Origin of the sequence: Methanobrevibacter sp., assembly GCF_045220775.1 — an archaeon.
Taxonomy (GTDB): Archaea; Methanobacteriota; Methanobacteria; order Methanobacteriales; family Methanobacteriaceae; genus Methanocatella.
Map to the genome: position 1 here is coordinate 19,884 of NZ_JBGUWC010000112.1, position 23,174 is coordinate 43,057.

The following is a 23,174-nucleotide window of genomic DNA, read 5'->3' on the forward strand; positions in this document are numbered from 1 at the left end:
AAAAATTTGTAAGTGTCCGAATTATTAATTTATCGATGAATTATTTTATAAGTTGGATATAAATATGGTCTAATACTTGTCCGTTTCTTCAATTTAAGCAAAACCTTTATATAAAACTTCCAACAAATGTATTGGTAGATATTGATGAAATAATATTTTTTTTAAAAAAACGTAGAGTGAATCAATATTCTTAATCAAACACATGAGGTGTAATTTATGTCTGAAGAAGAAATGATTGAAGAAATTTCTGAAATCGAGGAAGAAAAATTACCTTTTGCAAAAGCAGAAGTTGTACGTTTAATGAAAGAAAATCTTGATGATGACAAAATGATCAGGGAAAGAGTAAAAGTAGAGATGAACAATTTCCTCTATTCAGTTTTAAAAAATGTATGTAAACAATTAAACGATTATCCATACACTACAATTGAATATGAAATGTTTAAGGAATGTACTTACCCATACACCAACATTGAAAGAATCAATCAAGAAAAAGAAAGAATCCTATTGCATTTAGAAGCTATTAAAGCAGACTGTAATGCATTAGCTATGGACGTACAAAAAACCTTAAAATTAAAAGATGTTGTTGAAGAAGACACCTTCGCTAGTTTTTCAGCATCAATTCAAGAAGAAGACGAAGAAGAGGAATAGATCTTCTTCTAATTTATTTTATTTTTAATAATTTTTTTTAATTCCTATCCGGAATTTCACAGTATCCTATTTTTCACTTATCAGCATTGCCTGACTTTTTTTAGAGAGAACTTGTTATCAGTAATATTTTTTCATTAGAATAATATCCTTTTAGATGTTTCACTATTCAATAATTTGACTTTTCAAAATTTACAAGCATTCATATAATCTACTTTATGCAACATTATTTGATAACTTATATCAATATCATATCAAATAATTAGTCGGTTCTTTCATTTAAACAAAACCTTTATATAGAATGCCAACTAAATATATTATTAGACACTACTAAAATATTTTTTTTTTAAAAGTTAGTTGAACAACCATTTTTTGATAAAAACTGTGAGGTAAAACCATGTCAGAAGAAGTCAATAAAAAAGAATTGCCATTTGCATATGCGGAAGTTGTAAAATTAATGAAAAGAGAGTTGGATGACGATAAAATGATTAGGGAAAGGGTAAAAGTTGAAATGAACAAGTTTTTAGGCGACATTTTGAAAAACGTATGCAAACAGTTAAACGAGTACCCATACACCACTATAGACTACGAAATGTTCAAGGAATCCACATACCCATATACAAACATCAAAAGAATCAATCAGGAAAAAGAAAGAATACTATTGCATTTGGATGCAATCAAGGCGGATTGCGATGCATTATCTGCTGATGTTCAAAAAACATTAAAATTAAAGGATGTTGTTGAGGAAGACTCTTTTGTTGATTTCTCAGCAACAGAAAAAGAAGATGAGGAGGATGAATGAATCTTCCTCTTATTCATTTAAATCGTAAAAACCAGTTTTTAATTGTTTCAATTCCTCTTCGGGAATTTCAGAAATCTCAACCTTTTCACTTACAATATTGCTCTGACCGAACGGATCAAGCATAATCAATGTAGCAGTTCCGTTTCCTTTTTTAAGTTCCCTTATTTTTTCAAGAGCAATTTTTGCATTTTCCTGTGACTGTGCATCTTCAAATAAGTTCAAGGCTTTAATTACTGCGTCCTCAAAACGGGTAAGAACCCCCTCCACATTTGTCACGTAACCTTCTGATTTTGGACCGGGTTCCACTTTCACGCCAATTTCAGGTATTTCCACAGTTGCGGATTGGGACCTGACGACACGTATGGACAAATTGTTTTTGTTTATTTCTAAAACATATTTTGCAGGATCATTCTGCTCTAAAGCTATTACATCACTATGTCTGAATCCACATTTCGGACATAGGATTGTTGTTTCTAAGACTTTCCCAAAATGAGGAATGTCAAGTTCTTTCATAATTGATTTTGCCACGCCTTCAATGCCGCAGGCGGGACATTTGATAATCATTTCTGCAAGGTTTTCTTCACTCATCTAAAACATACCCCTTTTCTTTTAATTCTTCAATGATTTTATTTAATCTCTCTTTATTTGATGCACAGATAGTGGTTTTCCTATATTCTGATAAATTATATAATTCTGACAGGTATTCCTTTTTACTCTTATCTTCGTTAATGCTTTTAATAAACGTATTTGCGGATTTGCTGTCTGAAACACCAATATTTCTAGTCAATGGCTCTTTAAATCCTTTGATGTTGTAGGTAATTTTTTCTAGCGAACCATTGTTCTCGTTGATGATTATGTCAATAACGTCTTCTAACTCATCAATACTGTTTATCAAGTTTATTGTAGCGCAGGATTTATTTATTATCCCTAAGATTTTATCCAATGTTTTTTCGACTGTTTCGGTATGGATAACATTGACATCATATATTTCAGCTTGCTTTAACAGATGGTCATGGATTATTCTGTTTTCTCTAAAGAAATCCAGCTGTTTTCCACCTCTGTGGATTTGAACGGCCCTTTTGACAAATCTTTCTTTGTGGGATTCCTCATCAGAACCCAGGATAAAAAAGTAGATGTTCGCATAGTCTTCAAATTGTTCGGTGTTAATCAGCCCCGGAACCAAATGCACGCCTTCAATAACAATGTCGTCATAATCAGTAATTGCCCTTTGGATTATCTTTTCTAATGCAGGAATTACATAGGATGCATGTTCATCAAATCCGGCCGAAACCAAATCATTGTAATCCTCATATCGGTTTTTATTCCTTAAACTTTTATATGCATCGTAAGAGGAGCTGTGAAGAGCAGGAGCATATTCTTTACCGATAATTCCACGGACAACAGCCCTTATAAAATCACTTTCAATCAAATGCTTGATATTCAAGGTTTTAGCCAGTTCCGCTGCAATTGTTGATTTTCCAATTCCGGATGCACTTCCAATAAGTATGACATAGGGTTTTCTTATGCTATCCTCACTTTTGTCTTGAACTTTATTTTCGATACTCATTAATGGTTATATTTGTTTCAATTATAATAAAAAAACTATTGTATTTAATAAGATTGATATTAAATATAATCAATATTCATAAATTTATGCAAAATTTAAGAAAAGTGATTTAGTATGATAGACAGCAAATATATTTTGATAGCATTAATTCTAGTAATACTCGCACTTGTAATCGGTATTGGGGCAGCATTATTTTCCCAATCTGAAGTTACATATGAAACATTAAATATCAGCAGTACTGCTGCAATTGATGTGCCTAAAACTGACGATGCGTCATGGATAGTAAATGAAAACGGTATTAAGACATACCAATGCCCATCTAAAAAGGTCTTTATGAATACCTATAACAGTGCTGAGGATTACAGTTCTTCAAGCGATGAAGAATTTGCCAATTATCTTGACATGTGGGTGAATAGTGCGAATGAAGTGGAAAATTACACAGGATATGAAATTAAGGAAAGCACAATAAATGACACTCATTACTATATTGCCTATATCGGTAATGAAACTACCCATGATAACATTATCATAGGAAGCGAAGATTTGGAAATTCTCAAACATATGCTTGACAGTCTTGTTTTTGCGGCTCCTGCGGTAGTAGAAGACAATGAACAAAGCGATACTGAAGATACATATGTAGAGGATACTGTGGATGATGATAGTGGATATTATGATGATTATTCATCAAGTTCAAGCCAATCCAGTTATAGTTCTAGTTCAGACTCAAGCTCCAGTGACAGTTCTCAAAGTAGTGACTCATCCTCAAGTTCAAGCCAATCTTCAAGCGACACCCATAAGACTGCTGACTCTTCATCAAGTTCAAGCAAATCTTCAAGCAGTAGTTCATCTTCAGGTTCTAGTAAAACCCCTTCCAATTCAGGCAGTGCTAGTTCCGAAGGCGAAACTCAACACGTTGATTTTAAATAAGCTATTTCATATTTTGATAAAATGATAATTGGATGATTTAGAATGATTTCATCCTATTTTATCACTATTTTTTGATATTATTTTTTTATTGATTTCTCCTTAAAACATTTACATTTATTAATATGAAAAATCATAATTACTAATATAACATTTTTTTCGAAAAATTTTTCAGAAAAATTATGATAATAAATTTACACGGTTGTTATAAATTATAACTTATAGGTAACTTATAGGGGTGAAATTTTTGTATTCAGTAAAATCAGTAAAAGAACTTCAAGATTTAAATCCGTACATCGTTGTCGGTTGTGGCGGTGGAGGAGAAAAATTCTCTAATCTTGACGGAATTGATGCAGTAGGATTCATTGATGATGATGTAAGAAAACAAGGAAAAGAGTTTTGTGGCCATATCGTAGCAGACGGTTTAGCTAACTGCTTAAAAAGCGCTCCAGCAGCCAAATCTTTAGTCATAATGTTGCCAATTGGTGCCGAAGGGACTGCTTTAAAATATGCAGTTCAGGCTATTGATGCAGGGTTAAATGTAATCACTTCCTTTAGATCATTATCCATTAGTGAGAATTTGTCTTTAAAGAAGTTTGCTGATTCTAAAAATGTAGTTGTAAAAGAAATTGGCCCTAGGCTTGATGTAGTGGAAAAAATAGCTGGTGTTGCTCCTGATAAATCATGTGAAGTATTGCCAAAAATTTCTTACAAAGCAAAAGCTCCGGTAATTTTTGTTGGAGGAACTTCCCAGGAATGTGGTAAAAGAACTACCACTAAAATGCTTGGTTTGGCAAGTGCTGAGAGAGGATTAAATCCTGCAATTATTTCAACTGACGAAATGGGATTGGAAGAACCTACTGATTTTAACTTTAGAGCTGGAAGTTTATCTGCAATGGATGTTCCGGCAGCAGTATTATCTGCAATCAAATATGCTGAAGAAACAAAACAACCGGATATCATTTTTATTGAAGGCCAGTCCAGTTTGACTGAAAAGGGAAACCCTCACCCAAGAGGTTTATCTGCAGCCATTTTAATAGGTTGCGCTCCTGATGCAGTTATTGTTGGACATAGACCAAATCACCCATATAGAGAACCTAGAGGCATTGAAGAAGAAATTAAAGCTATTGAAGCTGTTGAACCTACAAAAGTCGTTGGTTTATCAGTTAACCTTAAAAATGCTAGTCTGGATTTATGCCCTGAATACTTTGAATCTACTTATAATTTACCTGCTGAGGATGTTTATAAAAATGGAGCTTCTAAATTGTTAGATGCAATCCTTGAATATTTAGAGGAGTAGTTTAAATGAGCTTTACTGATACTATAAAAAGAAGCTTAGGCTTTGAAGAAACAGAATCAAATGACAAAAAGGATGGTGAAGGATTTAATCTAAATGAGATTATTAACAGTTTGATTAAACCTTCAGGTAACGATGCGCAAAATCAACAAAGTACACAAAATAGGCCTGAAACTAGAACAGCACAAAATTCTGTTCCAAAACCTACCCCTGTTTATGATGACTACGATTATGTGATTACTCCTGAACAGCCTTTTTATGAAATTGTTTTAATTAGGCCTAAAACTCTTGATGATATCAATTATGTTGTTGATCAGATAATTGAAGAGAAGAATCCTGTTATTTTAGATTTATCCTTTTTAGAAAAGGAAAGTCCCGCCAACTTTAAATTAGCAGGAGATAAAATCAAAGTATTAAGATCAAAATATGATGCGCAGGCATTATTGCTTGCACGTTCTGAAGAGAGAAATCTAATAATTCTTTCTCCTAAAAAAGTAAAAATCGTTAATAAAGGTTAAGTAGATTAATTTCTACTTTTTTCACTATTTTTTAAGAAGTTAGAGTATTCGAACAATACATAGAATACTGCTATTACCGCTATTAAAGTTTCCATTGTTGAAATGGCAGATAATATTATGTTTGGGCTCATCACGTTCAAAACTCCTTTTGTTGCAAGTGCGCTTATCACAAATGGGAATGTAAATGCTGAAAAACTTGGATAAAACTCCAAATTTCTGTATTCCACCAGCTTATAAAATGAAAATATGTAAAACAAGCAAGCGAGCACATATATTCCAATTAGAAATTCTTTTGAAATTACAGTTGCGGAGTTCAGATAGCCTACAATCAATATGCTGAAAAGTGCAGTATGGATGCAGATTAGAGGTTTGTTCATGTTTGGAATATCCGGATATTTAAGGTATCTGTATATCATTACGGGTGTTGTAATCAGCATCGCAACGAATCCAATTGAAAAGCAGATAAATCCTATTTCGTTAAGTCCATGAATGTGTGCAGTAATTGCGCCCATGGTAATTCCAACATAGACTATCCACCATGTCGGATAGACTGTCGAAATATCAAAAGTGGCTATAACGAAATTATAGGTAAAGTAAATCATTAGCAGAATATGCAACATAATTCCAATTATCCATATGGTATATGCAATACTTGGTGTAAATTGGATAAGATATGTAGATAACAACATCAAACTCATGGAAAAAGTACCGCAACTACTTAAAATTATTGGATTTTTAAAATCATTTTTAATATCTTTAGGATATGAAATCACTTTTAAGATTATTAAAATCATCAATATTGTGCCTATTGTTCCAAATAGGTATCTTGCATATGGATGAATGTCCTGCAGGAGGTTTCCAAGGGATAACGTTGCAAGAATCAAGCCGCAAGCAGGCAGTGGCAGTTGTTTAATGAGATTCATTCTATCAAGTTATATTCCATAATATTTTTTGGCGTTTTCCTGTGATACTTTTTCAATATCGCTTTGCTTGTAGCCCAATCTGGTTAATTCGCGAATGGTCTTTGGAACTGAAAGATGGTCAGACGGATTATTGCTCATATCACTATCTAAAAAGAACCTGTCAAATCCATATTCATCTAAAATTGCTATTGCTCCTGCAACATCAAGTTTTTGGGGTTGCACGGTTAATCCTAACATGTAATCTTTATCAATGACTTCGCCAATAACATCTGGGTTGATATGATCGATAACGGCCTGTTTTTCATCCAGATATTGGGGAACAATGTCCAGAATTACTTTTAAAACTTCCAGCTTATTTTTTCTTGGCGTATGGATGATTACTTTGGAATCGGTTTCATCAGCAATGACGAGCTGTTTTTTAAATGTATCTATTTCGGAGTCTGTTAAATCTTCAAGGCCAATTTCGCCGATAGCCACTATCTGTTTGTTTTCTATCCATGAATATAATTCATTGAAGATTCTTTCTGGGTTTTCTATTGTATTTGTGGGATGTATTCCCAATGCAACTTTTAAATCTAGGCCATATTTCAGTGCTCTTTTGGTGTCAAACTCTAAAATTCTATTTAAATGATTTAAAAGTATATCTTCATTGACTTTGTAGGGATAAAAACTGCAGGTTATGGCAGTATCTATTCCTGCCAAATACATATCTCTAAAATCTTCACTACTTCTTGAATCGGCATGGATGTGTGTATCAATCATATTATCACATGTTAATGTTTAGTTATTGATATTTTGTTTCTTTTGTTTTAAAAAAATTACTGAAATTATTTAATGCATTTAAATTTTTTGCATGTGCTACTTGGTGCATTTGTTCACTTCAAGAGATTTTATATTTTTCAGTAATAAAAAGTAATGTTGTAAGTAATACTATTTGGTGATTAATGTGAAAGACAGTAAGATTTATTTAGAAAACTACGAATCGATTTCGCAAGAAGTAAAGTACCTGACCAAGTCATTGATAAGGTTGAAGATATTGGCTATTTTATATGAGAAACCTTTGGCCATGAAAGACTTAAACGAGGGTACCGGATTAAGTTACAGTTCAATATCCAGCAACATGCACTTTTTGGAATTAAGGGGCCATGTATATAGATATAAAAACAAATATCATTTATCCAATTCAACAAAATTGAAAATTGAAGAAATTATTGAACTTGGAAGCATCATAAAGCTATTAAATGAATTTTTCAATATTCTAGATAAACATCTTGTTGATATGATTCCAAATCAATCGGTTGCAGAGCTGTATCTGCTGGGAAAAGCGAATCTCATAGAATCCGATGGCATTGATGTATATAAGATGTATAATTACATTGAAGAGGTTTTAACTAATGCCAATGAAGTAAAATGCATTTTGCCGTTTTATCATGAGAATTTCAATGATAAATTAAATGATTTGGTTGACAACAGGAAAAGGGTAGAAGCAGTAGTGCCTGAAGTTGTCATTGAGATTTTTGAAGAGAAATCTAAAATCAAGAGATTGTTCACTTTTACCGGGGAACATAACTTTTTATTAATAATTACGGATGAAGTGATGATTCTTGGTTTGTTTAAGGATGACGGCTATTTTGACCAGAACAGGTTATTGACCTCTAAAAATGAGGATTCAATTAAATGGGCAGAAAATTTGTTTAAAAATTTCAAAAAGGAAAATAAATGAGTGTTAGACTCATTTATAATATTTTTCCAGATAGTCGTTAAGCTCCTCGATTGGAATTCTTTCTTGAGCTTCTGTGTCTCTATCCCTAACGGTTACCTGATTGTCATTTAATGTGTCGAAATCAACGGTTATTGCAAGGGGAATTCCAATTTCATCAGCTCTAGCATATCTTTTTCCGATAGTTCCAGTAGCATCATATTCAACAGTAAATCCGGCCATTCTTAGATTTTCTGTTAACTCTTGAGCGATTTCACGAGGGCCTTCCTTGTTGACAAGAGGGAATATTCCAAGTTGCACTGGAGCTACGGATTTGTCAAATTTGAAATAATCCTTTTCTTCAGTTTCGGTAAATGAGTGCAATAAAACGGAATATGTTATACGGTCAATACCGAATGAAGGCTCAATAACGTGAGGAACGATTTTTTCACCGGTTATCTCTTCCTCAACATCTTCAAAGATTAATAGATCTTCTGTTACTTCATAGGTTTTATCCAACTCAACAGTGAATTTCCCTTCAGCTTCAATTGCAGCTTTAATATCTTCAATGTCAGCATCTTCAATAGCCTGTTTTACTTTAGGAGAATCTCCTTTGAATATTGGTCCGAATTTGGATAGGTTAGGTTTAACAATGGTTTTTTGAACTTTCTTAGGTTCATCATACTCTACAAACACATTCAAATCATCGTTACTGTACTGGGAGTGTGATGTTAGGTCGTAGTCTTCCCTGTCAGCTATTCCAATAATTTCTACCCAACCGTATTTGTCGGTTTTAACTTCAACATCCCAACAGTCAAGCGCATAGTGAGCCATCTCTCCTGCGAGGTGTTGTCTGAACCTTAAAACATCTTCAGGAATTCCAATTTCTGTCAAGAATTTGCGAGCCAAATATAATTGGTAAATTAACATCTCATTGGCTACAATTCCTTTGTCAAGCGCTTCACGTGCGGTTATTTCTAAAGGTTCCAAATTATTTTCCTGAACTTCTTGTGAGTTTAAGCGTAAGATTACGTCTTCGATTTGTGAAAATTTAGGATGAGTCTTGTCTTTTGGATTTAAAAAGATTTCAGCTTCTGCTTGTGTGAATTCTCTGAGTCTGATAACTCCTTGTCTTGGTGAAATTTCATTCCTGTATGCTTTTCCAAGCTGCACTGCACCGAACGGAAGTTTTCCTCTGAAAAATCTTTCCAAACGTTTGAATAAAATGAAGATTCCTTGTGCTGTTTCAGGTCTCATGTACCCTACTTTATCTCCTTTAGCACCAATGCTTGTTTTAAACATTAGATTATAGTTCCAAATATTGGATAATTTGCCTCCACATTCCGGACATACTATGTTGTTATCTAGCACGATTTGGTCAAGCTCTTCGTTTTCAAGGCTTTCCACATCCTCACCAATAACATCCTCAATGATGTGGTCTGCTCTGAATACTTCTCCACATTTTTCACATTTGCACATTGGGTCTGTGAAGTTATCAACGTGTCCAGAAGCTTTTAAGACTTCTTCAGGCATAACAGTCGGACCTTCTATTTCATAAAATCCTTCACCTGAAACATATTGTTTTCTCCATTTTTGCATAATGTTATTTTTTAAGCTTGCTCCAAGAGGACCATAATCTGTAAAACCGGATACTCCTGAGTAAATCTCAAAAGACGGCCATAAAAATCCTCTTTTTGCACTAATATTGCTCATTTTATCATGATTCATAAATATTAACTCCAATTATTTTTTTAATTCATAATCTTGTTTAACTCTACTGCTTTCAGGGCGAGTTTGACCCATATACTTACTGTTTCTGTCAGGGTGTCCGTAAGGAACTTCTGATGGTGTTGTCATGGTTTCAAATACAATCTGACACACTCTTTGACCAGGATATAATGCAACTGGCATTGCACCAATGTTTGATATTTCTAAAGTAATCTTTCCTTCAAAACCAGAATCAATGAAACCTGCTGTAACGTGCATTGTAACACCAAGCCTTCCCATACTTGAACGGCCTTCCACCCTTGCAACAAGGTCATCCGGTATTTTGACGTACTCTAAAGTGGTGGCCAAGGCAAATTCATTCGGGTGGATTATGAAGGCTTCACCCTCTTCAACAGTTGTTGATTCCATATAGGATGCAACGTCTTCTTCATCTTTAGGGTCAATATACGGTTTTCTAATTACTTTGAATACTTTAAACTCATCTCCCAATCTCATGTCAATAGAAGATGGCTGTATCTGCTTTTCATCTAAAAGAGGTTCGAAACCAAGTTTTCCCTCTTTCAAATATTCTTTTATAGTCTTATCACTTAAGATTGCCATTTTTTCACACAAGTAAGTTTATAATTCTTTAATTTCAATTAAATTGTCCATTCTATTAACTACATTTTCAATGGTCTCGTCAGTGTAGTCAATTGTAATGGCATCAAATTTACAGGTATTTACGCAAAGGCCACATCCTCTGCAAATATCGTGATTGATTGTAATTTTATTATCTTTTAAATCAATGGCTTTAAACATGCAGACTTCATCCAAACATTTTTTACACAATCTGCATCTGTCTTCGTGAAGTTTCACTTCAACGCCATCAAGCTTTTCTAATTTGTCGCTAATGTCATTATCTAAATTCGGATAAACCTTCCACAGGCAGCAACATGGACAGCAATGGCAGATTGTTAAAAGCCCTTTACCTGGCCTTACATTCATCCATACGGTATCGATTTTATTTCTTCCAATAATATGGCTCAATCCAGCTTCATCAGCTTTATCTACCTGTGCTAATGCTTCTTCGACTGTTGCAGGTTTTCCGATATGGCTTGGAATCTTTTTTGTAGTCGGACCAAGGAAAATGCATCCAATGTCTTGAGGGTAGTCTTTACAGTTATTTGATGACCGGCAAAGGCAAGAATTCATTATAACAATATCATCGCTGCGTTTTATAACTTCTTTGATAATATCCGTCGGTAAAAATTCAGATCCTTCGGATTCTATTTTTTTGTTCACATTGATAGTATTGGGAATAACAATGATTTCGTCCTCTTCAAAAAGCATTTTATCAACTAATTTTTTATAGGATTTTGATTTTTTGGTTATTTCAGCTATCCAAAATCTCCAGTTGAAAATGTATTTTAGGACAAAAATACTGATGTCTACAAATCTAATTCTTCTCATTCTTCACCAAGTTTTATCTTTAATCGTCTTAATATACCTTTAAAGGTATGTGCTTCTCTGCTTGTAATGAAAGCTCTTGAAATAATGTTGTTGAATGTTTTAAGACCATTTCTCTTTTTATGTTCAGGAATATCCAAACTATCAATCATCTCTTTCATGTCTTTTATCAAGTACTCTTTTTCCAACTCAGTACTTTCATCAAGTCCTTTAACGCCAAAATCATGCTTATTTTTGAATAATTCATAGAAAATTATTGCAGCTGCATGTGAAATATTCATGATTGGATAAGTTGGGTCTGTTGGAATTGAGACACAAATATCGCAATCTCCTATTTCTTTATTAGAAAGTCCATCTCCTTCCCTTCCAAATAAGATTGCTGTTTTATTTGAAACATTTATGGATTTGCCAAGCTCTTCTGGCTTAATAGGAATTCTTGATAGATTATAACTTCCCCCAGCCATTCCTGTTGAAGCGACTTTGAAATCAATCCTTTGGGATTGATAGAAATCATCAAGAGTCGGATAAATTTTTGCATTTTCAACAATATATTTTCCATGTGTAGCTTGATAATATGCTTCTTTTGTTAATGTAGGAGGATTAATCAATACTAAATTTTTCAATCCAAAGTTTGCCATTGTTCTTGCAAGAAAACCGACATTTCCAGGAGTTTCACATTCTACAAAAACAACGTAAATGTTTTCTTTAAAGAGGTTAATCTCTTTTTCTTCCTGTTCTCTTACAAGTTTAACTCTAGCAGTTCCTCTGGATTGTTTTTTAGCTTTAGATTTTTTTGTTGAAGTTGACTCTTTTTCGCTGCTGCTTTCTTCCTTTTTTTCAGGTGAACTAATGGAAGTAGTTTCAACCACTTTTTGTTCATCAACAGCAACGTCTCCTATTTTAATCAACTCCCAATTTAGTTATTCATAAGCTTTATCCAATAATTCTAGAAGGTGCATACATTTTACATCTTCACATCCAATAGCGTTAAGGCCATCCTGTATATTCAGTTGACAAAATGGACAAATTGTAACTACAGCATCAGCACCAGTATCCTTAATCATTTCCGCTTTGGATTTTGACAAATCCATAGCGATTTCAGGTTTTCCGGATTTTATTCCTCCGCCAGCACCACAGCATTGACATGGGTACAGCATTTCTTCAAATTCAACGCCAGGAATCATTTCAATAATGTCTCTAGGTGCGTCTTTTATTCCTTGACCTCTTCCTAAGTGGCAAGGGTCATGATAAGTCACTTTCATGTCAACCTCTTTGAGTTTGCTTGTGTCGAGTTTATCTACTAGGAATTCACTGATGTCCATTACATGTAATTTTGAACCGAATTCAGGATGATTATTCTTTAATGTGGCTCCACAACCAGAACAGATTGTAATGACTGTGTCATAGTCTTTAAAGACTTCTTTGTTTTTGTCAACAAGTTCTTGAACGATATCGGTCTGTCCGGTTCTTAAAAGAGGGGACCCGCAACAGACTTGGCCTTCAGGCACGTCAATATCGATTCCATTTTCCTTTAGGATTTTAACCAATTTATGGCCAAGTTCCGGGAACTTGTAATCAACCATACATCCGGTAAAGAAGGCTACTTTTGAGCCAGTATAATTTTCAGCCTCTTCGATAAATGGAGTTTTATCAGTTTTGATAGATCTTCCAGTTTCCATGATATTTTCTTTAAATGCAACATGCTCTGGAAGAGGCCCTGAACCATTTGCAACTGCAATGGCTCTCATCTTTTCTATTGCATCTCCAAAAGTGTTGATGTTTTTAGGACAAACAGCTAAACATTTGCCGCAACTGGTACAATTATACAAACCTTCATCTAAAGCCTCTTTAAGCCTATCAAATTTATCTCTAGGGTCAGTTTCAAATTTATCAATATATCTCATTAAATATGGGCCGCCAAATTCTTCAGTTGCAATATTGACAACCGGACAAGTTGAAAGACAGGAATAACACTCAATGCAGCTTCTTACCTTTTTGGTTTCTTTTGAGTCTTCTTTAGTTATGCTGGTATCAAGTTCATCGCATTTGTGGTCACATTGAAGAGATAATTCCAATTCTTTAACTTTAGCTTCGATACTTGATTTATCAACGATTAAATCTTTGATAACTGGGAAGTTGAGGGGTTCAATTATTGCCCCATCTGTGATTTCCTTTTGACAAGCAAGAGCTCCATTTCCTTTAAATAGGATTCCACAAGATCCACATTGGCCCGCTCTACAGGAACTTCTAAAACTAATGTCTTCATTGTATTTCTCATTAATAGCTTGAAGCGCATCAAGAACTTTCATATGGGGTGTTTTTTCAATTTCATAACACTCCAAATGTGGTTCCTTATCCGTTTCACTATTAAATCTTGAAACATAAACTTTAATCATTTTTATCCCTCTATCTTTAAAAGCTTGTAAAATTTTATACTATAATATTTATAGTATTGATGTACTATATAATATATTGTTAATTAACGATATTTTTGAGGAAAATATATGAATTTAAAAGAATTAGTCACAGGGGTGTCTGGTGAAAAACAATTTTTGCTAGGTAATGAAGCTGCCGTTAGGGGAGTTATAGAAGCAGGTGTTTCCATCGCAGCTACATATCCAGGAACTCCTTCATCAGAAATTGGAAATGTGTTATCAGTATTGGCTAAGGATGCCAATATCTATTTTGAGTTTTCTACTAATGAAAAAGTCGCAATGGAGGTTGCTGCAACTGCGGCCGCTTCAGGGCTTAGGTCATTCACATTCATGAAGCATGTGGGCATGAATGTGGCAAGCGATTCATTCATGACAACAGCATATTCTGGGGTTAATGGTGGAATGGTCATTCTTTCAGCAGATGATCCATCATTGTTTTCATCTCAAAACGAACAGGACACTCGTAATTATGCGAGATTGGCAAATGTGCCTGTTTTAGAACCTTCAAATTGTCAGGAAGTTAAAGATATGGTAAAATATGCATTTGATTTGTCAGAACAGTTTAAATTACCTGTAATTGTCAGAACAACCACTCGCGTGTCTCATATGAGGGGTGTAGTCGAATTTGGGGATATTAAAGATAATTCATCAAATAATGACAATCACTGGAAGAGAGGTCACTTCAACAAGGACCCATCAAAATATGTTCCTGTCCCTGCTTTTGCGGGGGATATGCATGTCAGATTATGGGATAAAGTTCATAAATTGGAAGAATTAACCAATAAAAGTGATTTCAATCACGGAATCGAATTTTCAAATGATAAAAAATATGGTGCAATCGCTTCAAGCAGCGCTTATAATTATGCTCATGATGTTGTCAAATTCAATGATTTAGATGTTGATATTTTAAAGTTAGGATTTTCATATCCGTTTCCGCAAGATAAAGTGGCTGAATTTTTAAAGAATTTGGATGAAGTGTTCATCGTTGAAGAAGTCGATCCGATTATTGAGAGAGACACTCTAGCTTGCATTGGTGCAAAACAGCTCAATGTTGTTGTACATGGTAAATTGGATGGAACTTTCCCGCTTTACCATGAATTCAATTCTGATGTTGTGGCGGAAGGTTTTAATAAGGTATTAAACTTTAAAAATGAAGAGTCCATTAAATTCTCTCAAAGCTTAGAGCAATTAAGCGAGAACATTCCATCCCGGGCTCCGGTTTTATGTGCAGGCTGTCCTCACAGGGCAATGTATTATGGAATAAACAAAGCTATTGAAGAGTTAGGCCTAAAGGCTTCCGATGTAATCTTTGCATCTGACATTGGATGTTATACATTAGGTATTAATCCACCATATAATGCTGCCGATTACCTGTTGTCAATGGGATCCAGCGTTGGTGACGGATGCGGATTTTCAGTATCCACAGACCAGAAGGTGGCAAGCTTCATTGGAGATTCTACCTTTTTCCATAGTGGTATCTCTCCATTGATAAATGCAGTTCACAACAAGCACAATTTTGTCTTAACCGTTTTGGACAACAGAATCACTGCAATGACTGGTGGTCAGCCAAACCCTGGTATTCCAATTGATGGAATGGGAGATGAAGCACCTGAAGTGTCAATTCGTAAATTGGCTGTTGCTTGCGGATGCGATTATGTGCGTGTAATCAATCCATTTAACCTGGAACAAGTTATTAAAACTTATAAAGAGGCATTTGAGAGAGATGATACTGCAGTTATTGTATCAAAAGCACCATGTACATTAATTAAAGGTTTGACCAAAAAACCTCCGGTTAATTTCGTAGAAGGTAATTGTAATAAGTGCGATAAATGTGTAAACGAATTGGCTTGTCCGGCAATTTCAAAAATCGATGGTAAAATAACCGTTGATACAGCACAATGTGATGGATGTAATGTATGTATTCAGGTTTGTAAATATGGAGCTTTAGAGGCAGGTAGGTGAGAAAATGGATAATCATTATAATATTTATATTTGTGGTGTTGGAGGTCAAGGAATTATCAAAACTTCAACAATCATTGGCGAAGCTGCAATGAATCAGGGTTTGGATGTAGTAATGAGTGAAATCCACGGAATGTCTCAAAGGGGGGGATCCGTTTCAACCGAGTTAAAGATAGGAGGATACAACTCATCAATCATTCCTAAACAGGGTGCGGACATGTTACTTTCCTTTGAACCGATTGAAACAATCAGAGGCCTTGACAAAGTAAACAGCGATACAAAAATCGTCTACAATACTCATCCGATTATTCCGTCTTCAACTGATAAGGCTTATCCGAGTGTGGATAGCATAACCAAAACATTAAAAGAGAATTTCAAATATGTGCTTCCAATTGACGGGACTAAATTGGCTATTGAAGCCGGAAGCGTATTATCTTTAAACATGGTTCTTTTAGGCGCTGTCACTGCTGATGATAAATTCCCTCTAACTAAAGAATCAGTTATTGATGCAATGAAAAATAATTTAAAACCTAAATTCCATGACATGAATTTAAAAGCAATTGAAAGTGGATATAATTCCATTAAAGGTTAAATTATAAATACTATTTAAACTAAAAATTTAATTAGATAATTAGAAGTGTGGTACCATGGGTTACAGAATTGACAATGCCATTATAAAAAAGGATAAGGATGGAAAAATTTCATTAATTGATCCTGAAAACGTTTTTGGAGATGAAGATGCATTTATAGCAATTAAAAGTGATGATTTAATTACTATCCAGCTTTTAATAAATAGTATTATGAAAAACGATTTTAAAAGTTGGAGAGAATTAGGTCCTATTCCTGATAGTGAACCTATTAAAAGCCTATTTGTCCGCTTAGGTTATTCAAGAGAAGATATAGCTAAAATGTTAAAAGAATTCTAGTTATTTTTTTCTTCACTTCTTTTTTTTTAATTTTCTAAAATTAGTTTTTATTTAGTTTTAATATTTTTAGTTCAAATATTCTTAAAAAAATAGAGTAGAAAAGATTGTAATCTTTTCTATAATTCTTTAATGTCGTTTTCATCTAAGATTTTAACATTACTATCTTGAAGAGCTTCGATAGCTTTTTCCATATTTTCTAATCTCATAACTACAATAGCTTCATCGGTTTTGCTGCTTACGAATGCATATAAGTATTCTAAGTTGATGCCTTTTTCGTCAAAGACGGCTAATGTAGAATTTAATCCATTAGGTTCATCTGGAACTGCTAAAATAATTACTTCATTTTCTTTTACAATGAATCCATCTCTTTCGAGAGCTTCTATTGCCTTTTCATTGTCGGAAACGATTAATCTTAAAATTCCGTATTTTGTTGTATCTGCTATTGAAAGAGCACGGATATTAATGTTTTCTAGTGCTAATGTGTTAATAGCTTTTTTAATCCTTCCTTCTTTGTTTTCTACGAAAATTGAAATTTGTTTTACTGCCATTTTACCACCTTAATCAAAATTCCTCTCATCAATTACACGAACAGCTTTACCTTCACTTCTTGGAAGTGTTTCAGGTTCACAGATAGTCACATCAACTCTAAGGCCGGTTTCTGATCTGATGGATGCTTGGATTTGTTTTTCCACTTTTTCCATTTCTTTCATTTCATCAAAGAATAACTCTTTTGAAGCTTCCACTTTTACTTCCACTTCATCCAGAATATCTGGTCTTGTTACATGAATCATGTAATTAGGGCTGATTCCTTTGATTTTAAGTAATGCTTTTTCAATTTGTGATGGGAATACCATAACACCTTTGATTTTCAACATATCATCACTTCTACCGGTGATTCTGGTCATTCTAACGGTTGTTCTTCCGCATTCACATTTTTCTCCGATAATGGAGGTTAAATCTTTTGTTCTAAATCTTAAAATAGGCATTCCTGTTTTGGTAAGGGAAGTTAAGACAAGTTCTCCTTTTTCGCCATAATCAAGGGTTTCTCCAGTTTCGGAGTTAATGATTTCAGGGTAGAATTGATCATCTTGAATGTGCATTCCGTTCTGGTATTCACATTCTTGGGCAACTCCCGGACCCATAACTTCAGTTAAACCATAAATGTTGTAGGTTTTGATTCCAAGGGATTCTTCAATTCTTTTTCTCATCTCATCGGTCCACATTTCAGCTCCGTGGATTCCTGCTTTTAGGTTAATGTCTTCAAGTGGGATTCCTGCTTTCTCTCTTGATTCGCCAAGATACATTGCATAAGAAGGAGTGCATGTTAAGATGTCACTTTGGAAATCGACCATTGTGTCAAGTTGCCTTTGGGTATTTCCTGCTGAAATAGGGATGGTTATTGCTCCCATCTTATTTCCCCCATGGTGGATACCGAATCCTCCTGTGAACAATCCGTATCCATATGCGTTTTGAATGATGTATTCTTTTTCAGCACCAGCCATTTTAAGACCACGTGCAATGCATTCTCCCCAAATATCCAAGTCATTTTGAGTGTATGCAGTTACGGTTGGCTTTCCGGTTGTTCCGGATGATGCGTGAACTTCCACGATTTCTTCACGAGGAACTGCAAGTAATCCTAATGGATAAGCTTCTCTTAAATCGCTTTTTGTTGTAAATGGTATTTTTTCAATGTCTTTCAATGTTTTGATGTCTTCAGGTTTTAAACCTATTTCGTCAAACCTTTTTTTGTAAAATTCGACATTTTCGTATGCCATCTTCACAGTTTCTTGCAGCCTCTGAAGCTGCAATTCTTCTTTTTCTTCCTTACTCATACATTCGGCTTTTTCATCCCAAAACATATTTATCCCTATTCTAATTTTTTATAAGCATGTTAAAATATTGCTTTTAATTAATATAAATTTATGTAAGCATTTTATAATATTCTTGTTATAATGTACAAATTATATAATTTGAGTATTATAGTACAAAAATGTACATTAATGTATATCTTTATGCTAATATTTATATATGTATTTCTACTATATATAATGATTGTATAATCTGTATTATATTTATCGAGGTAATTATTTATGGACGTAATGATTTTAGCAATTGTATTTATAGTCTACATATTCGCACTTGTTTTTGTAGGTTATTATGCATACAAGAAAACTAAGTCCTCTGAAGACTTCATGATTGCTGGTAAGGATACACACCCATTCATTATGGCAATGAGTTATGGGGCCACATTCATTTCGACAGCAGCTATCGTTGGTTTTGGAGGGGTTGCCGGTGAATACGGTATGAGCGTTTTATGGTTGGCATTCCTGAACATCATAATTGGTGTATTCATCGCATTTGTATTTTTAGGAAAAAGAACTCGTCGTATGGGTCACTCTTTAGGATCATTGACTTTCCCAGAGTTTTTAGGTAAACGTTTTGACAGTAAATTCATTCAATATGCATCAGGTTTAATTATTTTCTGTGCAATGCCTATTTATGCGGCAGTAGTATTGATTGGAGCCGCAAGATTCTTGGAATCCTCATTATTGATTGATTTCAGCATTGCGCTTTTAATCTTGTCAATCATTATCACATTCTATGTATTGTTCGGAGGAATACGCGGTGTAATGTATACCGATGCATTACAAGGGTCAATCATGGTAGTTGCTATGATTTTCTTACTTGTATTTGTATATTGGTTGCTCGGCGGAGTCAACACTGCAAATACTGCACTTTCAGGAATGGTTAACTTATATCCTGCCGATGCAATTGCAACAGGGGGTACGGGCTGGACATCGTTCCCAGAGTTTGGAACTCCATTCTGGTGGTCTTTAGTATCTTCAACCCTTATCGGTGTAGGTATTGGGGTACTCGCACAGCCTTCCTTGATTGTAAGGTTCATGACTGTTAAATCAGACAAAGAATTGAACAGGTCTGTTTTGATTGGAGGAATATTTATTGCAATCATGCCGACTACAGCATATATCGTAGGATCCTTATCAAATGTATACTTCTACGATAAGTTAGGTCAAATTGCGGTAGATGTGGTTGGAGGAAACATCGATAAGATTATTCCGACATTCATTACAATGGCGCTGCCTGAATGGTTTGTATATATCTTCCTATTGTCATTGATTGCAGCGGCAATGTCTACAATATCTTCACAATTGCACACCCAAGGAACAGCATTCGGTGTAGATATCTACTCAACTCTAAGAGAGGAATCCAAAAGGAAATTGGATGAGGTGTCCATTTCAAGAGTGGGTATTCTAATAGCTATTATATTGGCATTAATCATGGCATTTTCACTTCCTGGAAGTGTAGTTGCATTAGGTACAAGTTTGTTCTTTGAAATCTGTGCAGCAGCATTCTTGCCGGTGTTCCTAGGAGCGCTTTACTGGAAAGGAATTACAAGGCTCGGAGCGATTGCAGGTATCTTATCCGGAACATTCGTAAGTTTATTCTGGTTAATATTTGTATTTAAAAAGACTGCAGTAGGTCTTGGAATCTGCCAATTCTTGATTGGTGCTGAAACATTAATACCAACTGCACCATGGCCGTTCATTGATGTAATGTTAATAGCAGTTCCAGTTTCAGCTATCTTTACAATTGTAGTAAGCTTGCTTACCCAACCTCCAGCTCAAGAGGTCATTGATAAAGCATTTGAAAACATTGATACAAAAGGAAGTGATGCATAATGATGGTTTTAGGAATAGAAGACCCATTGATTTGGGGAGTTTATTTGGGAATTATCTTATCCACACTCTTATGTGTCGTTTATGGTATTATAAACTGGAATAAAGGAGATTAAATCTCCTTACCTTTTTCTTTTTTTTAGATTTTTTTCTTTTCTTTTTTTAAGATTTGTGAATTTTAGAGAATATTAGAATTCTATTCAAAATTGTGATTCATATCAAAAAACTATATTAATACCATTAAATAAAATTTGTAATAATTAGTTAAATGGAGGTAAAAAATATGAACGCTATAATTGCTGCCATATTATCCCTTATAATCCCAGGTTTAGGTCAAGCTATTTCTGGAGATATTAAAAAAGGTGTAATATTTCTCGTAGGTGCTCTTGTATTAGGTGCTATTGTAGCATTAATTTTCAGAAATTGGTTAGCAACAATAATTAATATTGCTTATGCTGTTTACGTTGCATATGATGCATATCAAATGAACCAATAAGAAAAATATTAATTTATTTTTCTTCTTTTCTTATTTTTTTAACTAAACTTAGATAAAACAATCTAGTTGGGTTTATTCTTATTTTATTAATATTTAGTATTAATCTTCCCAATCTTCTGAATCATAATCAGGGTCAAAACCGCAGTTTTCGCAATAAAGTTCATTATCTGCAAGCACAGATCCGCAACGAGGACAGGTTTTCATTAAATCACCACTTCATTAATAATTTACAGGCTTCTAGAATTTTTTCCAATTCATCATCATCTATTGACCCGGATTCCAAATCATCCAAATCATAGCCCCATTCTTCCAACGCCTCTTCAAGTTCATCAATATCATAATCAATACCATCAATGGTTATTGAATCTTTATTGATAGATATTGGGGAAGATGAGATTTCACTAACTATATAACCGCAATCAGGGCAATAAGGTTCTCCGGGGTCTATAAAAGTACCGCATACAGGACAAATTCCCATGATATCACCTTGTATCAATATTGTTGTTATATGTTATATAATAATAACTTTAATATAAATTGAAGTAAAAAATTTTAACCAATGACAGTTAACGAATCTGAAAAAATTTTTACAACCTCCTTTTTCCTGATATTTGGGGCATTATTATTCACAGCTCTTGTGATGTATGCTCTCATGTCTACCGTAACTGAGTATGCCACTTCCATGGGTTCAACTGCCACTATTGCTGGGCTTGTGTCTGGAATATATGTCTTTGGAGGGCTTTGTTCAAGAGTTTACTCTGGAGATGCTCTTGAAAGGGTCGGCTGGAAAAAGATTGCATTGATTTTCATGAGCATTCATTTCTTAGCCTGTCTTTTATATTTTCTTGTAAGTGATGTCACAACATTGATTATAATCAGATTCATTCATGGGGTCGGCTTTGGAGCATCTGCAAATGCAATTGTAACCATCGCATCAGCAATTCTTCCTCAAAAGCGTTTTGGAGAAGCGTTTGGCTACTTCATGCTTGGAACTACATTGGCTGTTGGGATGGGTCCTTATATAGGTGGATTTGCATATGATAATGCAGGTTCTGCAGGTTGCTTTTTGCTGGCCAGCATATTTTCAGCAATTGCATTGATTTGCATGTATTTCATTGATGTAAGGGAGCATGATCCGGTACACAATACATCAGATGATGAAAAAGAGTCCTATTCTGGCATTGAAAGGGTTTTGGAATTTAAGGCAATTCCGGTTTCTTTATTTACTGCCCTTACAAGTCTAGGTTATGTTTCAATCTTATCTTTCTATAGGCTTTATGCCGTTGAAGTTGATTTGGTAAGCATTTTTTCATGGTTTTTTATAATCTATTCAATCTGTCTGGTTTTATCAAGACCGATTGCAGGCAAAATCCAGGATAGGGGTGGAGACCTTATAGTCTGTGTAGTGGGCATTGTTGCACAAAGCATCGGGCTTTTGCTCATTGCTATAGCACCATCCACATTAACAGTAATTCTATGTGCTATTGGCACTGCTTTGGGATTCGGTACACTGAACTCCGCCTGCACTACCATTATTACAAGAAATTCCACTCAGGAGCGCCGTTCTTATGCGCTTTCAACATTCTTCATATTCTGTGATGCCACAATGGGTTTTGGACCTGCATTGCTTGGATGTTTTGTATCTGCAAGCACAGGCTATGCTCCTTTGTATTTCATATCTTCAATAATTACAATACTGGCATTGCCGATTTGTTTGTATGCCTTAAGAAAATAGGAAAATCATATTAACTTTTTTTTTAAATTATCGTTTTAGGTTGTTGTTTCGCCAGATTAGGCTACATTAAGATTTGTAAAAGAAATTTGACAATATGTATATATACTAATGGCCTTCACTTATTAATCAAGTGAGCGTGATATCCATGATTTACAAATGCACAATCTGTGGTCATATACATAATGAAGAGGCAACAGGTGTTTTGCTCAAAGATTTGGACAATTGTCCGATTTGTAAGCAGGACATCTCTAACTTTGTTGAAGTGGAAGATTCAAAATCTACTGAAAGTACTGAAATAGAAGGTTCCGAGCTTGCATATGATAAAAATTATGCAAAAAGCGATAAGGATATAAGGCAAATGGATGCAATCCATCAG

At 34.5% G+C, this 23,174-nt stretch carries 26 protein-coding genes and 1 pseudogene; 14 read left to right on the forward strand and 13 right to left on the reverse strand.

Annotated features, from left to right (window positions below; translation table 11 throughout):
* Positions 1–216 precede the first annotated feature (216 nt).
* Positions 217–648: a hypothetical protein gene (locus tag ACJROP_RS07520; RefSeq protein WP_406534855.1), complete on the forward strand. Its 432-nt coding sequence runs from the start codon at positions 217–219 to the stop codon at positions 646–648.
* A gap of 394 nt (positions 649–1,042) precedes the next feature.
* Positions 1,043–1,447, forward strand: coding sequence for a hypothetical protein (locus ACJROP_RS07525; protein WP_406534856.1), 405 nt, complete (start codon positions 1,043–1,045; stop codon positions 1,445–1,447).
* 9 nt (positions 1,448–1,456) lie between these two features.
* On the opposite strand, the gene ACJROP_RS07530 is transcribed toward ACJROP_RS07525, so the two are convergent.
* Both ACJROP_RS07530 and ACJROP_RS07535 read right to left on the reverse strand, forming a co-directional pair.
* Entirely contained in the window at positions 1,457–2,035 is a 579-nt protein-coding gene (locus tag ACJROP_RS07530; protein WP_406534857.1) for a ZPR1 zinc finger domain-containing protein, read from the reverse strand.
* A complete protein-coding gene (locus tag ACJROP_RS07535) occupies positions 2,028–2,972 on the reverse strand; it encodes a 3H domain-containing protein (protein ID WP_406534881.1) in 945 nt (314 codons plus the stop codon). Before ACJROP_RS07535 ends, ACJROP_RS07530 begins: the two co-directional genes overlap by 8 nt.
* 156 nt (positions 2,973–3,128) lie before the next feature.
* On the opposite strand from ACJROP_RS07535, the gene ACJROP_RS07540 reads away from it, so the two are divergent.
* The 3 genes from ACJROP_RS07540 (at position 3,129) to ACJROP_RS07550 (ending at position 5,753) form a co-directional block, all read left to right on the forward strand.
* Positions 3,129–3,941 carry a hypothetical protein gene (locus ACJROP_RS07540; protein ID WP_406534858.1) on the forward strand — a complete coding sequence of 271 codons (813 nt, stop codon included), beginning with the start codon at positions 3,129–3,131 and terminating at the stop codon, positions 3,939–3,941.
* Positions 3,942–4,185: 244 nt separating this feature from the next.
* Positions 4,186–5,238, forward strand: a complete 1,053-nt coding sequence (locus tag ACJROP_RS07545) for a DUF1611 domain-containing protein (RefSeq protein WP_406534859.1) — start codon at positions 4,186–4,188, stop codon at positions 5,236–5,238.
* 5 nt (positions 5,239–5,243) lie between these two features.
* Complete coding sequence (locus tag ACJROP_RS07550) at positions 5,244–5,753, forward strand: cell division protein SepF (RefSeq protein WP_406534860.1); 510 nt, start codon at positions 5,244–5,246, stop codon at positions 5,751–5,753.
* 5 nt (positions 5,754–5,758) lie between these two features.
* On the opposite strand, the gene ACJROP_RS07555 is transcribed toward ACJROP_RS07550, so the two are convergent.
* Both ACJROP_RS07555 and ACJROP_RS07560 read right to left on the reverse strand, forming a co-directional pair.
* Entirely contained in the window at positions 5,759–6,676 is a 918-nt protein-coding gene (locus tag ACJROP_RS07555) for a TDT family transporter (RefSeq protein ID WP_406534861.1), read from the reverse strand.
* A gap of 9 nt (positions 6,677–6,685) precedes the next feature.
* Entirely contained in the window at positions 6,686–7,438 is a 753-nt protein-coding gene (locus ACJROP_RS07560) for a TatD family hydrolase (RefSeq protein WP_406534862.1), read from the reverse strand.
* A gap of 184 nt (positions 7,439–7,622) precedes the next feature.
* Here ACJROP_RS07560 and ACJROP_RS07565 point away from each other — a divergent pair, with 184 nt between their 5' ends.
* The gene (locus ACJROP_RS07565) at positions 7,623–8,399 is read left to right on the forward strand and encodes a helix-turn-helix transcriptional regulator (RefSeq protein ID WP_406534863.1); all 777 of its coding nucleotides are present in this window, start codon (positions 7,623–7,625) and stop codon (positions 8,397–8,399) included.
* A gap of 9 nt (positions 8,400–8,408) precedes the next feature.
* On the opposite strand, the gene glyS is transcribed toward ACJROP_RS07565, so the two are convergent.
* Genes glyS through tfrB form a run of 5 tightly spaced genes read right to left on the reverse strand, consistent with a single transcriptional unit; the run spans position 8,409 to position 13,945 of the window.
* A complete protein-coding gene (gene glyS, locus ACJROP_RS07570) occupies positions 8,409–10,103 on the reverse strand; it encodes a glycine--tRNA ligase (protein ID WP_406534864.1) in 1,695 nt (564 codons plus the stop codon).
* A 15-nt stretch (positions 10,104–10,118) separates the two neighbouring features.
* Complete coding sequence (gene dcd, locus ACJROP_RS07575) at positions 10,119–10,703, reverse strand: dCTP deaminase (RefSeq protein ID WP_406534865.1); 585 nt, start codon at positions 10,701–10,703, stop codon at positions 10,119–10,121.
* 18 nt (positions 10,704–10,721) lie between these two features.
* Positions 10,722–11,552: a 4Fe-4S binding protein gene (locus tag ACJROP_RS07580; RefSeq protein WP_406534866.1), complete on the reverse strand. Its 831-nt coding sequence runs from the start codon at positions 11,550–11,552 to the stop codon at positions 10,722–10,724.
* Complete coding sequence (locus ACJROP_RS07585) at positions 11,549–12,457, reverse strand: TrmJ/YjtD family RNA methyltransferase (RefSeq protein ID WP_406534867.1); 909 nt, start codon at positions 12,455–12,457, stop codon at positions 11,549–11,551. The genes ACJROP_RS07580 and ACJROP_RS07585 overlap by 4 nt, the downstream gene beginning before the upstream one ends.
* Before the next feature lie 12 nt (positions 12,458–12,469).
* Complete coding sequence (tfrB, locus tag ACJROP_RS07590; protein WP_406534868.1) at positions 12,470–13,945, reverse strand: fumarate reductase (CoM/CoB) subunit TfrB; 1,476 nt, start codon at positions 13,943–13,945, stop codon at positions 12,470–12,472.
* Positions 13,946–14,053: 108 nt separating this feature from the next.
* Here tfrB and iorA point away from each other — a divergent pair, with 108 nt between their 5' ends.
* The 3 genes from iorA to ACJROP_RS07605 are packed head-to-tail and all read left to right on the forward strand — an operon-like array spanning position 14,054 to position 16,869.
* Positions 14,054–15,946, forward strand: a complete 1,893-nt coding sequence (iorA, locus tag ACJROP_RS07595; protein ID WP_406534869.1) for an indolepyruvate ferredoxin oxidoreductase subunit alpha — start codon at positions 14,054–14,056, stop codon at positions 15,944–15,946.
* 4 nt (positions 15,947–15,950) lie between these two features.
* On the forward strand, positions 15,951–16,535 hold the full coding sequence (locus ACJROP_RS07600; RefSeq protein WP_406534870.1) for an indolepyruvate oxidoreductase subunit beta: 585 nt from the start codon (positions 15,951–15,953) through the stop codon (positions 16,533–16,535).
* Between the two features lie 55 nt (positions 16,536–16,590).
* Complete coding sequence (locus ACJROP_RS07605; protein ID WP_406534871.1) at positions 16,591–16,869, forward strand: hypothetical protein; 279 nt, start codon at positions 16,591–16,593, stop codon at positions 16,867–16,869.
* Positions 16,870–16,985: 116 nt separating this feature from the next.
* Here the strand turns inward: ACJROP_RS07605 and ACJROP_RS07610 are convergent, their stop codons facing one another.
* Positions 16,986–17,417 carry an amino acid-binding protein gene (locus ACJROP_RS07610; RefSeq protein WP_406534872.1) on the reverse strand — a complete coding sequence of 144 codons (432 nt, stop codon included), beginning with the start codon at positions 17,415–17,417 and terminating at the stop codon, positions 16,986–16,988.
* Between the two features lie 9 nt (positions 17,418–17,426).
* Positions 17,427–18,728, reverse strand: a complete 1,302-nt coding sequence (locus ACJROP_RS07615) for a phenylacetate--CoA ligase family protein (RefSeq protein WP_406534873.1) — start codon at positions 18,726–18,728, stop codon at positions 17,427–17,429.
* Positions 18,729–18,959: 231 nt separating this feature from the next.
* Between ACJROP_RS07615 and ACJROP_RS07620 the strand changes: the two genes are divergently transcribed.
* The 3 genes from ACJROP_RS07620 (at position 18,960) to ACJROP_RS07630 (ending at position 21,063) form a co-directional block, all read left to right on the forward strand.
* Positions 18,960–20,570: a sodium:solute symporter gene (locus ACJROP_RS07620; protein ID WP_406534874.1), complete on the forward strand. Its 1,611-nt coding sequence runs from the start codon at positions 18,960–18,962 to the stop codon at positions 20,568–20,570.
* On the forward strand, positions 20,570–20,683 hold the full coding sequence (locus ACJROP_RS07625; protein WP_406534875.1) for a symporter small accessory protein: 114 nt from the start codon (positions 20,570–20,572) through the stop codon (positions 20,681–20,683). Before ACJROP_RS07620 ends, ACJROP_RS07625 begins: the two co-directional genes overlap by 1 nt.
* A gap of 167 nt (positions 20,684–20,850) precedes the next feature.
* Positions 20,851–21,063, forward strand: coding sequence for a hypothetical protein (locus ACJROP_RS07630; protein ID WP_406534876.1), 213 nt, complete (start codon positions 20,851–20,853; stop codon positions 21,061–21,063).
* 99 nt (positions 21,064–21,162) lie between these two features.
* Here the strand turns inward: ACJROP_RS07630 and ACJROP_RS07635 are convergent, their stop codons facing one another.
* Both ACJROP_RS07635 and ACJROP_RS07640 read right to left on the reverse strand, forming a co-directional pair.
* Entirely contained in the window at positions 21,163–21,267 is a 105-nt protein-coding gene (locus ACJROP_RS07635; protein ID WP_406534877.1) for a zinc-ribbon domain-containing protein, read from the reverse strand.
* A 4-nt stretch (positions 21,268–21,271) separates the two neighbouring features.
* Entirely contained in the window at positions 21,272–21,541 is a 270-nt protein-coding gene (locus ACJROP_RS07640; protein ID WP_406534878.1) for a hypothetical protein, read from the reverse strand.
* A gap of 81 nt (positions 21,542–21,622) precedes the next feature.
* Here ACJROP_RS07640 and ACJROP_RS07645 point away from each other — a divergent pair, with 81 nt between their 5' ends.
* Together ACJROP_RS07645 and ACJROP_RS07650 are read left to right on the forward strand one after the other, a co-directional pair.
* Entirely contained in the window at positions 21,623–22,798 is a 1,176-nt protein-coding gene (locus ACJROP_RS07645) for an MFS transporter (protein ID WP_406534879.1), read from the forward strand.
* A 145-nt stretch (positions 22,799–22,943) separates the two neighbouring features.
* Positions 22,944–23,174, forward strand: a pseudogene (locus ACJROP_RS07650) (hypothetical protein); the annotation flags it as partial.